General features: G+C 55.1%; 11 protein-coding genes. 4 read left to right on the forward strand and 7 right to left on the reverse strand.

The window, feature by feature from the left end; genetic code table 11:
* Positions 1 to 137: 137 nt before the first annotated feature.
* The gene (locus DFQ01_RS20355) at positions 138 to 866 is read left to right on the forward strand and encodes a DUF3153 domain-containing protein (RefSeq protein WP_110045750.1); all 729 of its coding nucleotides are present in this window, start codon (positions 138 to 140) and stop codon (positions 864 to 866) included.
* A gap of 41 nt (positions 867 to 907) precedes the next feature.
* Here the strand turns inward: DFQ01_RS20355 and DFQ01_RS20360 are convergent, their stop codons facing one another.
* The 3 genes from DFQ01_RS20360 to DFQ01_RS20370 are packed head-to-tail and all read right to left on the reverse strand — an operon-like array spanning position 908 to position 3,177.
* Positions 908 to 2,062 (reverse strand): PAS domain-containing sensor histidine kinase, encoded by a 1,155-nt coding sequence (locus tag DFQ01_RS20360; RefSeq protein WP_425452422.1) that lies wholly within the window; start codon positions 2,060 to 2,062, stop codon positions 908 to 910.
* On the reverse strand, positions 2,055 to 2,726 hold the full coding sequence (locus tag DFQ01_RS20365) for a response regulator (protein ID WP_425452423.1): 672 nt from the start codon (positions 2,724 to 2,726) through the stop codon (positions 2,055 to 2,057). Before DFQ01_RS20365 ends, DFQ01_RS20360 begins: the two co-directional genes overlap by 8 nt.
* Positions 2,727 to 2,742: 16 nt before the next feature.
* Positions 2,743 to 3,177, reverse strand: coding sequence for a GAF domain-containing protein (locus tag DFQ01_RS20370; RefSeq protein WP_110045752.1), 435 nt, complete (start codon positions 3,175 to 3,177; stop codon positions 2,743 to 2,745).
* Between the two features lie 871 nt (positions 3,178 to 4,048).
* Between DFQ01_RS20370 and adhE the strand changes: the two genes are divergently transcribed.
* The 3 genes from adhE (at position 4,049) to pflA (ending at position 9,872) form a co-directional block, all read left to right on the forward strand.
* On the forward strand, positions 4,049 to 6,658 hold the full coding sequence (gene adhE, locus DFQ01_RS20375) for a bifunctional acetaldehyde-CoA/alcohol dehydrogenase (protein ID WP_110045753.1): 2,610 nt from the start codon (positions 4,049 to 4,051) through the stop codon (positions 6,656 to 6,658).
* Between the two features lie 47 nt (positions 6,659 to 6,705).
* Positions 6,706 to 8,976, forward strand: a complete 2,271-nt coding sequence (gene pflB / locus DFQ01_RS20380) for a formate C-acetyltransferase (RefSeq protein ID WP_110045754.1) — start codon at positions 6,706 to 6,708, stop codon at positions 8,974 to 8,976.
* Positions 8,977 to 9,065: 89 nt separating this feature from the next.
* Positions 9,066 to 9,872 carry a pyruvate formate-lyase-activating protein gene (gene pflA / locus DFQ01_RS20385; RefSeq protein ID WP_110045755.1) on the forward strand — a complete coding sequence of 269 codons (807 nt, stop codon included), beginning with the start codon at positions 9,066 to 9,068 and terminating at the stop codon, positions 9,870 to 9,872.
* 35 nt (positions 9,873 to 9,907) lie between these two features.
* Here pflA and fumC read toward each other — a convergent pair whose 3' ends face one another.
* From fumC to DFQ01_RS20405, 4 genes are all read right to left on the reverse strand, one after another.
* Positions 9,908 to 11,284 carry a class II fumarate hydratase gene (gene fumC, locus DFQ01_RS20390; protein WP_110045756.1) on the reverse strand — a complete coding sequence of 459 codons (1,377 nt, stop codon included), beginning with the start codon at positions 11,282 to 11,284 and terminating at the stop codon, positions 9,908 to 9,910.
* A 163-nt stretch (positions 11,285 to 11,447) separates the two neighbouring features.
* Positions 11,448 to 12,119, reverse strand: coding sequence for a bifunctional 2-keto-4-hydroxyglutarate aldolase/2-keto-3-deoxy-6-phosphogluconate aldolase (locus DFQ01_RS20395; RefSeq protein ID WP_110045790.1), 672 nt, complete (start codon positions 12,117 to 12,119; stop codon positions 11,448 to 11,450).
* Between the two features lie 227 nt (positions 12,120 to 12,346).
* Complete coding sequence (gene map / locus DFQ01_RS20400; RefSeq protein WP_425452424.1) at positions 12,347 to 13,099, reverse strand: type I methionyl aminopeptidase; 753 nt, start codon at positions 13,097 to 13,099, stop codon at positions 12,347 to 12,349.
* Between the two features lie 160 nt (positions 13,100 to 13,259).
* A complete protein-coding gene (locus DFQ01_RS20405; protein WP_245946807.1) occupies positions 13,260 to 14,219 on the reverse strand; it encodes a family 43 glycosylhydrolase in 960 nt (319 codons plus the stop codon).
* Positions 14,220 to 14,570 lie beyond the last annotated feature (351 nt).

Consider the following 14,570-nt stretch of genomic DNA (forward strand, 5'->3'; position numbering starts at 1 on the left):
TTATTCACGCTCTTTTCCGTTATTCATCCCTGTATTATAGCATAAACCCTCTCGGTCAGCCTGCCGCCCAGCTTGCAATACAGTGACTGAATCGCGTAAAGTACCACCTAAGAGCAACTACGAACGGGAGAACCGCTATGATCAACTCTATTCGATCTATTACACGTACAAAAATGCTGCTAGTCCTGCTCGCACTCAGCCTTCTGATCACGATTACAGGCTGTGCCAAGGGAGAAGCCGAGCTTCGTGTCCGAGCGAACGGAACCGCTCAGCTGAACTTAACGCTGACGCTCGACAGCACGCTGCTGCAGGCAATTAGCGGCGATCAAATCTGGGACACGATTAGCGACGAGCTGACACAACACGGCTTCGAGGTCGATCCTGTGAAATCTGTAAACGGCAGCAAGACGCTCCGGGCATCCCGTGACATCGATCTCAAAGAGAGTGTTCCTGTGCAAATTCCTGGTGTCGAGGTCACCCATACAACCGAGCGCAGCAGCTGGTGGTATACGACTGAGGCCGTATCCGTCAAAGCGGATTTGATGGAGCTCGTCCCGGATCAAATAAGCGACAAGCTCTCCTCGCTATCTACACTCGTTCGAGAGCTGGCGCTTCGTCAGATCGGATTCGACTTCAAGCTGACGATGCCGATACGTGCCGCCTCCAACAACGCGGATGTCGTAACGAATGGCGGCAAGTCATTAACATGGCATTTGTCAGCCACGAAGGTGAATGACATACAAGTCGAGGTTCATGTACCGAACGTTAAGCATATTGCGATCGTCGGTGGTGCGGTGCTCATCCTACTCATTGCTGCCATCATTCTGTTCGTGCGAATGAGACGACGCAAACGAAAGCAAACGTAATGAAAGGCGCGGGTGGAACGCTCCACTCGCGCCTTTCTATTTTACAACCCAACCCCGCCAGGCCTGCGCTTCGGCAGCACCAGCTCGACCCGCGTTCCACAGCCCAGCTCCGAATGAATAAGCAGCGTAGCGCCGATGCCGCGCGCACGCTCTTCCATGCTGAACAGACCAACGCCCTGCGAAGGCGTATCCGCCGCGAAGCCGCGGCCGCTGTCGACGATGATCGCTTCTACCGTCTCTGACAGCTCTTGGATCGTCACCGACAGTTCATCGACGCCTGCATAGCGCGCAGCGTTCGTCAGCGCTTCTTGGATGACGCGGTACATAACCGTCTCGCACGCCGAATCGAGCCTGCCCAGCAGATTGCAGGAGAAGTGTACTTTGATGCCATAATGCTCGGCGTAATTATCGATATAAGTGCGGATCGCCGGAACGACGCCGAGATCATCTAACACAGATGGGCGCAGCTCCCAAGCAAGCGAGCGAACATCCTCCATCATGCTTGAGATTTCACGCCGCAGCGCGCCGAGCTCAGCATCCGATTCAGCCTGCCGATCCGCAATCATCCGGTCGACGCGAATGAGCAGCGTGAACAGGCTTTGACCGATCCCATCATGCAGCTCGCGGGAGAAGCGTCGGCGCTCCTCCTCTTGAATGTTCATGACCTTGTTCATCATGCGCAGCAGCTGCTCTTCGGTCTCCTTCAGCTTCGTCACATCATTGCGAATCGCAAGGTACTGAACCGGCCGTCCCTCTTCATCGAGGAACGGAACGATTGTTGTTTTGACCCAATAATAAGCCCCGCTCTTCGCCCGATTGCGCAGCTCGCCCTGCCACACGCGACCCGCTGAGATTGTCTCCCATAGCCCGGCCATATACGCTTTGTCATGGTAGCCGGAATTAATAATCCGATGGGTCTGACCAAGCAGCTCCTCACGAGAATAACCCGACACGCGGCAAAACATATCGTTCACATAGCGAATAACACCATTGGCGTCCGTAACCGCAATGATAGACGATTCGTCCAATGCAAAACGCATACGGGACAGCTGGGCAAGCGACTGCTTCAGTCCTGCGCGGAACGCCTCGTCATCCAGCTTGCAATCTAGCTCTTCTAGCAATCCAGCAACGTTGTCGCCAATGCCCGACTCGGATCGTTTCTCTGGTAATGCTGACTTCAGATCATGCTCAGTCAAATTGCAGCAGCCCCTTCTTCACCGCGTATTTGATCAGCTCTGGACGCGTCTTGAGCCCCAGCTTCTCCATAACGTGGCTTCGATGCGTCTCTACCGTTTTCACGCTAATGATGAGCTGCTCGGCAATATCTTTGTTCGCGTAGCCCTTCGCCATCCACTCGAGAACCTCTTTCTCCCGCTCCGACAAAAGCTCATAAGCATCCGGCTGTTCGCCTGCGCGAAGCCGCTGCACATAGTCGCTCATGAGCCGCTTCGTCGCCGTTGGCAGCAAGTACGCATTGCCTTCAGCAACCGTTTGGATAGCCGTTAGCAGTTCCTCGTGCGGCGAGTTCTTCAGAATATAACCCGATGCACCCGCGTGAATCGCTCGGAACAAATATTCATCGTCATCATGCATCGTCAGCACGAGCACATAGAGATCCGGCAGGCTGCTCTTGAGCTCCGCAATCGCCGTCAGGCCGTCCTTGCCATGCGGCATGCTAAGGTCCATCAGCACAACGGTTGGTTTCAGCTCATGTGCCAGCCGAATCGCTTCGTTGCCCTCCGACGCTTCACCAACCACGGTCATTCCCTGCCGCCCGTCCAGCAGCATGCGCAGTCCCGAACGAACGACCGCATGGTCGTCCACGATTAATAACGTAGTCAACCTGTCACCTCCAGCCATGTCATTTGTATTTTTATTATAGGCGATTTTGGCAAAATGCGGCGAGTGCCCCTGCAATCTCGTTCTCGCTGTATGGCTCCTCGCTGCGGCGCCCGAAGATTAATAGTCCTGCCAGCCGCCCCGTTCGCTCCATGCAAGGCAGCGCAAGCGCTGCTAATAATGACTCCGCCAGCAGCAATGGCTCGCTCCGTGCACCTGCCATCGAGCTTGCTCTTCGGGCATCGTACGCCGTCGGTCTGCCCGATCGAATCGCCGTCGCAATAAATCCGTCGCCTCTCGCACCTTTGAACGTCAACTGTGCCGTTCGTGTGCTTGTGCTGCCAGACAACGCCGACCAGCGCAGCCGCCCTTCCTCATCCAGCCGCGCAATGCCTGCAAAATCGCTGCCTGTCTCCTCCCGCCAGCGGTCTGCCTGTAAGTCCGACGCTGCGAACGTGTAGCCTCCGTCCACCGTCTGTGTCCCTCCCTAGTCTGGAGCGCCATTCGCTGTTTATGCGCACAATTGAAAGCGTTCCCATTCTTTCTTTTAATGATTGCCTTTTTATTATTGTAGACCTTTGAGGGGCTTCTGTATGTCGGGGAAACACCTGATTTTAGAGAGGGACTCCCTGTCCCTCGTTAAGAGGGTACCGAGGGCTCCGCTGCAAGGGCTCTGCTGCAAGGGCTCTGCCCTTCGGGAACCCGGGTTGCCCCTCCGGGACCAAGCTCCCACCCCACCCAAACCCTCCCCTCGTAAGGGAGGGCCCCAAGGGCTAAGCTTATGCTTCCGATGTGGTTTCCTTACGGAAACCTTTACCTCTGGACACCCGCAGGACTGGCTTTGATACGTGAGTGCGAATCCTCGCTTACGTCCCTGCGGGACACGCTTTACGCTACATGTGACTAGGTACGTTCGCACGTGCGCCTACAATTCGATGCTCCTGAGTGACTGCGGGGTTATGCTCGCTTTCGTCCCTGCGGGACACGCTTTACGGTTGGCGCACCTGCACTATTTGTCCCTTCGGGACGCTATTGGGGCATGCTCTACCTCCTGTGCGTCCAACGCCTAGTATACGTCGATAGGATAGGTATAAGTGTCCTATTGCCAACTAAGCCACGGATGAGGGAGGTTAGTGTACTTTTTTGTATCCTAGCGCCAACCGCGCAGTTAGTCCCCTCCCACTAATCTCCCCCACTCCATAATCAGGCATTACGGGCGTCCTTTTTCAGGAAATCCCCCGATTCGTGCCCGGTGCTCGGCGCCGTATGATGATGTTGTAAGGATGATGGTTCAGCTGCATCGCAGGCCGCTGGACCAACCAATGATGTAGGGGGAATCCGGTATGGCCGTTAAGGAAACGAAAATTACCGAGCAGCTCTCAATACAGGAACGGATAGACACCATCGTTACGAGAGCGAAGCATGCGCTTGGCTTGTTCATGAATTACACGCAGGACGAGATCGATGAGATCGTCAAAGCGATGGCGCTCGCAGGACTCGACCAGCACATGCATCTTGCCAAGCTCGCCGTTACGGAGACGGGACGTGGTGTGTACGAGGATAAAATGACGAAGAACATTTTTGCCACGGAATATATTTACCACAGCATCAAGCATGCCAAGACGGTCGGCGTCGTCGAGGACAATGCGCATGAAAGCTACCGCGTCATCGCCGAGCCCGTCGGCATTATTGCCGGCGTCACGCCTGTGACGAATCCGACCTCGACCACCATGTTCAAAGCGCTCATTGCGATCAAGACTCGCAATCCGATTATATTCGCCTTCCACCCTTCCGCTCAGCAAGCCAGCGTTGAAGCCGCCCGCACCTTGTACGAAGCTGCGATAAAAGCGGGTGCGCCGGAGGGCTGTATCGGCTGGATCGAACAGCCGTCCATCGAAGCCACTCAACTGCTCATGAACCATCCCGATGTCGCACTCGTACTCGCAACCGGAGGTTCCGCCATGGTGAAATCCGCATACAGCACCGGCAAGCCAGCGCTTGGCGTCGGCCCGGGCAACGTTCCTTGCTTCATCGACAAGACCGCTAACCTGAAGCAGGCTGTCACCGACCTGATCCTGTCCAAGACGTTCGACAACGGCATGATTTGCGCATCCGAGCAAGCCGTCATTATCGAAGCCCCTGTCTATGAGCATGTCAAAATGATGATGAACTACCTCGGCTGCTACTTCCTCAGCAAGGAAGAGACGGAAGCGGTCAGCAAGCTCGTCATTCATTCAGAAAAATGTGCAGTCAACGCCGTCATCGTCGGCCAGTCGGCCGTTCGCATCGCAGAGATGGCAGGCATTACGGTTCCCGTGGACACGAAGGTACTCGTCGCCGAGCTGGAAGGCGTAGGTGAAGCTTATCCGCTATCCGCTGAGAAGCTGAGTCCAGTACTCGCCTGCTACAAAGCAGCCAACCCTGCGCATGGCATCGAGATAGCCGCACAGGTCGTTGCCTTCGGCGGCATGGGCCACTCGTCAGTTATCCATTCGACTGATCAGCAAGTGATCGACGCGTTCTCCGCGCGGCTGCAGACCGGACGCGTCATCGTCAACTCGCCGTCCACGCATGGCGCGATCGGCGACATTTACAACACGAACCTCCCTTCGCTTACGCTCGGCTGCGGCTCTTACGGTCACAACTCGACGACATCGAACGTGACGGCCGTGAACCTGCTCAACCTGAAGCGCGTCGCGTATCGGACGGTCAACATGCAATGGTTCAAGCTGCCGCCCAAGCTCTATTTTGAGAAAGGCGCTACGCAGTATTTGGCCAAAATGCCCGACATCTCGCGCGTTCTCATCATTACGGACCCGATGATGGTGAAGCTCGGCTATGCGGCGAAGGTGGAGTACCAGCTGCGCAAACGGGCAACGCCGGTTGCGATCGAGATTTTCTCCGATGTCGAGCCGGACCCTTCGGTCGATACGGTCGAACGCGGCACCGAAGTGATGAACGCGTTCAAGCCTGACTGCATCATCGCACTTGGCGGCGGCTCCCCGATGGACGCGGCGAAGGCGATGTGGCTGTTCTACGAATACCCGGACACCGATTTCCAAGGGCTGAAGCAGAAGTTTCTCGATATTCGCAAACGAGTGTACAAATATCCACGGCTCGGCAGCAAAGCGAAGTTCGTTGCGATTCCGACAACTTCGGGTACCGGCTCTGAGGTTACTTCGTTCGCGGTCATTACGGATAAAAAGAACGGCAATACGAAGTACCCGCTTGCCGATTACGAGCTGACGCCGGACATTGCGATCATCGACCCTGAGTACGTGTACAGCCTGCCGAAAAACGTTGTGGCCGATACCGGCATGGACGTCCTCACCCATGCGATCGAGGCGTACGTCTCGGTCATGGCGAGCGACTATACGGACGGCTTAGCAATGAAGGCAATTCAGCTCGTGTTCGGCAACTTGGAGAAATCGTTCCGCGAAGCAGATCCGGTTGCTCGTGAGAAAATGCATAACGCTTCGACGATTGCAGGCATGGCGTTCGCCAACGCGTTCCTTGGCATCAACCACTCGCTCGCTCACAAGTTCGGCGCCGAGTTCCACACGTCGCACGGACGGACGAATGCGATTCTGATGCCGCACGTCATTCGTTATAACTCGAAGCGGCCTACGAAGTTCGCTTCGTTCCCAAAATACGATCACTTCCGCGCCGACGAGCGTTACGCTGAGATCGCCCGCATGCTTGGCCTGCCTGCCCGCTCGACCGAACAAGGCGTTATGAGCCTCATCCATGCAATTCGCGAGCTGAACCGCGCACTCGGTATTCCGGAGACATTCGAAGCAATGGGCATTGATGCAGCCGACTTCGAGGCGAAGACGGACTATCTCGCGGATCGCGCATTCGAGGATCAATGTACGACGGCGAACCCGCGCATGCCGCTCGTCACGGAGCTGGCAGATCTTTATCGCAAATCGTTTTACGGCAAATTCGAATAGACTCACCTAACATCTGACAACCGACATCTGTGAAGGAGGAACTAACAATGGCAGTAACAGAGAAGCACCTACCCAGCGGCAAAACACCAGACGATGCATGGCGGGGATTCGCCCCCGGATCTTGGATGACCGAAATCAATGTGCGTGACTTCATCCTGCGCAACGCAGCAACCTATACCGGCGATGACAGCTTCCTTGAATCGCCGACGGAAGCAACGACACAGCTCTGGTCGATTGTGCAGGATCTATCTCGCAAGGAGCGGATACGCGGCGGCGTGCTTGATGTCGACACGCATACGCCTTCCACGATCACGTCCCATGCACCTGGTTATCTGGACAAATGTTTGGAGCAAATCGTCGGCTTGCAGACGGACGCGCCATTCCGGCGCTCCGTCCAGCCTTTCGGCGGCATCAAGATGGTGCAGGATGCGTGCGAAGCTTATGGCTTCACGATTCCGGAGGAAATCGTACAGCTGTTCACGTCCATTCGGAAGACGCACAACCAAGGCGTATTTGATGCCTACACCTCGGAGATGCGAACCGCCCGTAAAGCTGGCATCATCACTGGCCTGCCGGATGCTTACGGCCGCGGCCGCATTATCGGCGACTATCGCCGCGTCGCGCTCTATGGCGTCGACCAGCTTATTGCGCAGAAGAAGCGTGAGCTTCTGGCACGCGAATCCTCCCAGCTCACAGAGGATCTCATCCGCAGCCGCGAGGAATTGTCCGAGCAAATCCGCGCACTCGCTGAGCTGAAAACGATGGCGGAGTCGTATGGTTGTAATATTTCGGAGCCTGCGCGGACGGCGCGCGAAGCGGTGCAGTGGCTGTATTTTGCCTACCTTGGTGCGATTAAAGAACAAAACGGCGCGGCGATGAGCATCGGCCGGATCTCGACTTTCCTTGATATATATTTCGAACGGGATTTGCAGGAAGGACGGTTGACGGAGAAGCAGGCGCAGGAGCTGATGGACCATCTGGTCATGAAGCTGCGCATCGTGAAGTTTCTGCGGACGCCGGACTACAACGAGCTGTTCAGCGGCGACCCGACTTGGGTGACAGAATCGATCGGCGGCATGTCCGAGGATGGACGCGCGCTTGTGACGAAGAACAGCTTCCGCATCCTGCATACGCTCTACACGCTTGGCCCTGCACCCGAACCGAACTTAACAGTACTCTGGTCGGATAAGCTGCCGGATGGATTCAAACGCTACTGCGCCAAAGTATCGATCGAGACGAGCTCCATCCAATACGAGAACGACGATCTGATGCGTCCTCACTACGGCGACGATTACGGCATCGCCTGCTGCGTATCCGCGATGCGGATCGGTAAGCAAATGCAGTTTTTCGGCGCGCGGGCCAATCTGGCGAAGACGCTGCTGTACGCGATCAACGGCGGTATCGACGAGAAGCTCGGCATTCAAGTCGCACCGAAGACAGAACCGATCAAAGGTGACGTTCTCGATTATGAAGAGGTTCTGGAGCGGTTCGACGCAACGATGGAATGGCTCGCGGGTCTGTATATGAACACGCTGAACGTCATCCACTACATGCATGATAAATATTGCTACGAGCGGCTGGAATTCGCGCTGCATGATGCAGAGATTGTACGTACGATGGCGTGCGGCATCGCTGGTTTGTCGGTAGCGGCGGATAGTCTAAGTGCGATCCGTTACGCGAAAGTGAAGCCGATTCGCAATGACAAAGGAATTTCCGTCGACTTCGAGATCGAGGGCGAATATCCGCAATACGGCAACAACGACGACCGCGTCGACCGGATCGCGGTGCAGCTCGTGAAGAAATTCATGAACAAGCTGCGCAAGCACCAAGCGTATCGGAACGCGATCCCTACCCTATCCGTGCTTACGATTACTTCGAACGTCGTCTATGGCAAAAAAACCGGCTCGACGCCGGACGGCCGTCAAGCCGGTGAACCATTCGCTCCTGGCGCCAATCCGATGCACGGCCGCGACCGCAAGGGCGCGCTCGCCTCGCTCGCCAGCGTCGCGAAGCTGCCGTACGACGATGCGCTCGACGGCATCTCGAACACGTTCTCGATCGTCGGCAAGGCGCTCGGTCGCGAAGCCGAGCAGCGCGGAACGAATCTAACCGCTCTGCTGGACGGCTATATGACGCAAGGTGCCCATCACTTGAACGTCAACGTCTTCGACCGCGAGCATCTGCTCGACGCCATGGAGCATCCAGAGAATTATCCGCAGCTTACGATCCGCGTCTCGGGCTACGCGGTCAACTTCATCAAGCTGACGCGGGAGCAGCAGCTCGAAGTGCTCAACCGTACGTTCCACGGTGCGATGTAATACTAAGTGAAATCATTCACATCTATAGCATGTCGCCGGATGCAAGCAGGCCGCCTGCATCCGGCGACGACCTTAAGGAGGCTGCCGCCATGCGCCGCATAGATGCCAACAACTCGTCCGACAGCCGTCCGATTGGACGCATCCACTCGCTCGACACTTTCGGCACCGTCGATGGTCCGGGCATCCGCTTCGTCTTGTTCATGCAGGGCTGCCCGCTCCGCTGCGCCTACTGCCACAACCCGGATACGTGGGATTGCGGCGGCGGACGTCAGTTGACTGTCGACGAAGTGCTGGCTGAGATTGAGCCTTATATCGATTACTATCGGCGCTCTGGCGGCGGTCTGACCGTAACGGGCGGCGAGCCTGCACTGCAGGCGCCTTTCGTCGCCGCCTTGTTCCAAGAGGTAAAGCGCCGCTTCGACCTCCCTACCGCACTTGATACATCCGGCTTCTGTGAGTTCAAGCATGTGGAACGATTGCTTGATGTCTCTGATCTGGTGCTGCTCGATATTAAGCACTTCCATCGCGAGCAGCATAAGGCGCTGACGACGCAGTCCAACGATCGCGTGCTGGCGATGGCCGAGCAGCTCAGCCGAATCGGCAAGCCCGTCTGGCTGCGTCACGTGCTTGTGCCTGGCGTAACCGATGGCGCCGAGCATTTGACCGCACTTGGCCGCTTCATCGGTGGACTTCGCAACGTCGAGAAGCTGGAGCTGCTTCCTTACCATCGCATGGGCGTTTATAAGTGGAACAGCCTCGGCATCCCTTATCCGCTCGAAGGCGTTCAGCCGCCCAGCGATCAAGATGTCGCTCGTGCACGCCAGCTCATTGAGCTAGGCATCGAACAAACTCGATCTTCTACTCTGATGAACAGCAAGGGCAGCCTCACGTCCTGATTGGACGCGGCTGCCCTTTTTTTCCTGTCTATAAGTTAAACCATCTTCTCCGGCCGCACATACGTATCGAACTGCTCGCCTGTCAGCAGCCCGCTTGCAATGGCCGCTTCGCGCAGCGTCGTGCCTTCCTTGTGCGCCTTCTTCGCGATCTTCGCCGCGTTCTCGTAGCCGATATGCGGATTCAGCGCCGTCACGAGCATGAGCGACTGCTCTAGGTTGCGTCGGATCGTTGCTTCATTCGGCTCAATGCCAACGGCGCAATGCTCGTTGAACGAACGCATCGCATCCGCCAGCAGCCGCACCGAATGCAGGAAGTTGTAGATAATGACCGGCTTGAACACATTCAGCTCGAAGTTGCCTTGGCTCGCCGCGAAGCCAATCGCTGCATCGTTGCCCATGACCTGACAAGCGACCATCGTCAGCGCCTCGCACTGCGTTGGATTTACTTTGCCCGGCATGATCGAGCTGCCTGGCTCATTCTCAGGAATAATAAGCTCGCCAATGCCGCTGCGCGGTCCGCTCGCGAGCCAACGCACATCGTTGGCGATCTTCATCAAATTCGCCGCCAGTGCCTTGATCGCGCCATGCACGAAGACGATCGCGTCATGACTCGTCAGGGAATGGAACTTATTCGGTGCAGTGACGAAAGATCGACCCGTCAACGCGCTCGCCTTCTCCGCTACGAGTGCGGCAAAGCCCGGATGCGCGTTAATGCCTGTACCAACAGCCGTCCCGCCTAACGCAAGGCTGCGCATTGCGTTCAGGCTCGATTTCAGCATCGTATCCGTCTCCTGCAGCATCGCATGCCAGCCGCTCATCTCTTGGCCGAGCGTCAGCGGCGTTGCGTCCTGCAGATGCGTACGGCCGATTTTGACAATATGGCTGAACTTCTCTGCTTTCGAAGCTAACGTACCGCTCAGCTCCGCTAGTGCAGGCAGCAGCTGCTCTTCGACCGCAATCACCCCTGCGATATGCATCGCCGCCGGGAACGTATCATTCGAGCTCTGCGACCGATTCACATCATCGTTCGGATGGATGCGCGTCTCGCTGCCCTGCTGCTTCAACCTTTCATTCGCGCGATGCGCCACCACTTCGTTCACGTTCATGTTCGTCTGCGTCCCGCTTCCGGTCTGCCAGACGACAAGCGGGAATTGATCGTCCAATCCCCCGCTCACTATATCATCGACCGCACGGCCGATCGCCTCTGCCTTCTCTGCATCCAGTACGCCAAGCTCGCGGTTCGTCTCCGCCGCCGACTTCTTCACAACCGCCATCGCATGAACGACCTCAATCGGCATCCGATCGCCGCCAATACGGAAGTTCTCGAGGCTGCGCTGCGTTTGCGCCCCCCACAGCTTATCCGCGGGCACACGAATTTCGCCCATTGTATCCTTCTCGATCCGATATTCCATATCAGCGCCTCCTCACTCATTATCGTCCATCTACTCCCAATAGTACCCTAATGAGGAAGAACATAAAACAGACCTTCAATCGTTTCGCTTGCCTATTCGGCAAAAATGAAAAAGGGCCGTTCCTCAATCGAGGAACAGCCGCTGCAGTTTGAAACTATTTCAATTAAGCCTGTGCTTTCGCGCTGCGGTATGCTTCCATATACGCGGCCGCTTTGCGTGCGATCGACGTCAAATCACCTGTCTTGGATGCTTCTTTCGTCAAATCCGAGCCAATGCCTACTGCTACTGCGCCGGCTTTGACCCAATCTTTCAGGTTGTCCAGCGAAACGCCGCCCGTTGGCATCAAATTCGCTTGCGGCAGCGGGCCTTTCACTGCGCCAATGATGCTTGGCGAGAACAGGTTGCCTGGGAACAGCTTGACGATATCAACGCCGTGCTCAAGTGCGGTCTGGATTTCGTGAATCGTCATTGCGCCCGGCAGCACTGGAATGCAATAGCGGTTGCACAGCTTGATCGTATCCGCATTAAATGAAGGTGACACTACATATTCCGCACCCGCCAGAATGGCTGCACGTGCCGTCTCTGGATCAAGCACTGTGCCCACGCCGATAATCGCGAACTTATCGGATTGTGGATCTGCCGAGCTGGAATATTCCGAAGCCAGCTGCTCGATCGCACGCAGCGCGAACGGTACGGTCATCGTAATCTCGATTGCCTTAATGCCGCCGCGAATCGCTTGGCGTGCCATCTCTGCAACTTCTTCAGCGGAATCGGCGCGCAGCACTGCGACAACGCCTGCATCGGCCAGTAATCTCAACGTTGTTATTTTTTTCATCGTATACACCTTACCATCTCGTATTTCCCTTGCTGAAGCAAATGACAACTGCTAAGCCTGCCTCTGCCGCGGGATAGAAAACGCTATAATTTGTAGACTTATTGAACACGGACTTATACTCATAATAGTAAAGTTGCCGTGCCCGAACGTCAACACTTAATCAGCAGCACAAAACGAGCTGACTCCGATCCGAGCAGCTCGCTGGTTATTTCAATGTAAAGTTACCCCTACGTTTCCTTCCACTCCGTAAGAACGGTCGGTCCACGCGCTGTTATAGCAATCGTATGCTCAAACTGTGCTGACAACGCTCCATCCCTTGTTCGTGCCGTCCAACCATCGGGACCAACCCATACATCCGGTGAGCCGGTCGTTAGAATGGGCTCTATCGTAATGACCATTCCTTGCTTCAACAACAAGCCTTTGCCCGCCTTGCCTTGATTCTCAACCTGCGGCGACTCATGAATCTCGCGTCCGATTCCGTGCCCGACGAAGCTTGTTACAACGGAGAACCCTGCCTCCTCGGCAGAGGACTTCACGGCATGTCCGATATCCCCTAACCGCTTTCCTGGAACCGCTTGCCTAATGGCGCGATCAAGCGCATTGCGTGTAGCACGCAGCAGCTTCTTGACGCGTGGTGTTGTTTGGCCAATCGGATAAGTCCAAGCCGAGTCTGCCTTCCACCCGTCCACATCTGCAACCATATCAATCGTCACGATGTCGCCATCCTCCAGCGGATCCATGTCAGGGAAGCCGTGGCAGACGACATCATTAACGGATGCGCAGATCGCAAACGGATAACCAAGGTAGCCTTTCTGTGCCGGCGTCGCTCCCCTCTCACGCATGAAACGTTCGACGAATCGGTCAATCTCGAGTGTTGTCACACCGGGAGCAATGCGAGTGGCGATGGCCCGATGGCATTCCGCTACGATCCGCCCAGCCTTCGCGATGCGGCGAATCTCCTCCTCTGACTTTCTTTCCATCACATACACCACTCCTGTCATTGTTCCTTAATACTCTTATTCGGACCGAAATGAACTCAGAACTGGCATTCCATTTACGAAAAAAGAGATTTCTCCAGCGCAGTCAGCACCAGAGAAATCTCTTCATACGTGTCAATTAATCAAAATGTAATTAACTCGTTCAACTATAATATGGCCAACCACTGGAATCCCACTGCAGGTCGCTTATGAGCATGTGGGCAGCTCCGCTCTCCGCTACGCTGTATGCATGTCGAATGAGGATGTTCGTTCCGGAGATGTCTTGACCGCCCGGCCCCTTCCAAGAACTGTTGCCGCTGTCGAGAACCGTTCCGCCGCCACTCTTCATGTCAACGCCGTTCTTATCATAATAAGGACCTGTCACGCTCGTCGAACGACCAACCGCAACTTGGTACGTGGAGTTAACGCCTTGACAGCAGACACCGATTGATACAAACAGGTAGTAGTAGCCTGTGCTGCTGTTGTACACAACGCTGGAGCCTTCAATACCGCCGTCCTTCGTAGCGATACGGTAAGCGTTGCCCGTTGGTTTCATCGTCGATTTGCTGATTGCCGTTACATAGATTCCCGCCCACCACGAGCCGAAGCTCATGTACAGGTTGCCGCTCTTGTCAGCGAACAAGTTCGGATCGATCGCATTATACGTATTCGAGGACGATGAACTCAGCACCATGCCTTGGTCCACCCAGTCGCCCGTCGTAATGGATGTACAAGTGACGAGGCCGATAGCCGACGTCTGCGAGCCGAAAGAAGAAATCGAATAGTACAGATAATACTTGCCGTTATAGTAATAAATGTCCGGTGCCCAAACATCCAGCTTCGTATGGTTCGGAACTTGTGTCGCCCACCAGGATGGTTCACTAGCGAACACCTGAGTACCGAGATTCCACGTCGTGCCGTTGGTGGACCAGTGCACTTGAATGCCTTGGCCCGTGCTGAATACCCAGCGTGTGCCACTGCCCTCTTGAATGTACGTTGGATCATGCGCATACGTATCGCCCGTCAACGTCCACGTGGAAGCGTATGCAGAAAAAATCGTTGAAAATGCGAGGATTACGGTTAATACGAGCGTAACGAAATACTTAACTTTTGACTTTATCACTTCTTCACACTCTCCTTGTTCTTAAATGTTGTAAGCAGCGCGCTACAGCCGGCTTCTTGATCAGAGAAACCCATTATTCACCCCCTCTCAATATCGCGCAATGAATGCGCTTTCATATATCCTAAAAAACACAGCTTATAAACATATGCATTAACCATTACTCGGATGCATCCGTAAATAAGCTGTATCTAAAGGCATGAATTAATAGTGTTATTAAATAATTAACATATTCGCTATAAATAATCTACTCCAACGTGTATTGGCTAGTCAACAACATTTTTTAATAAATTATTCCTTGAAAAATAAAGTCATTATTCGCTCGAAAACAAAACGAAAGCCCTATCTAGCATT

It is taken from the genome of Paenibacillus cellulosilyticus (genome assembly GCF_003182255.1).
GTDB classification, from domain to species: domain Bacteria; phylum Bacillota; class Bacilli; order Paenibacillales; family Paenibacillaceae; genus Paenibacillus_T; species Paenibacillus_T cellulosilyticus.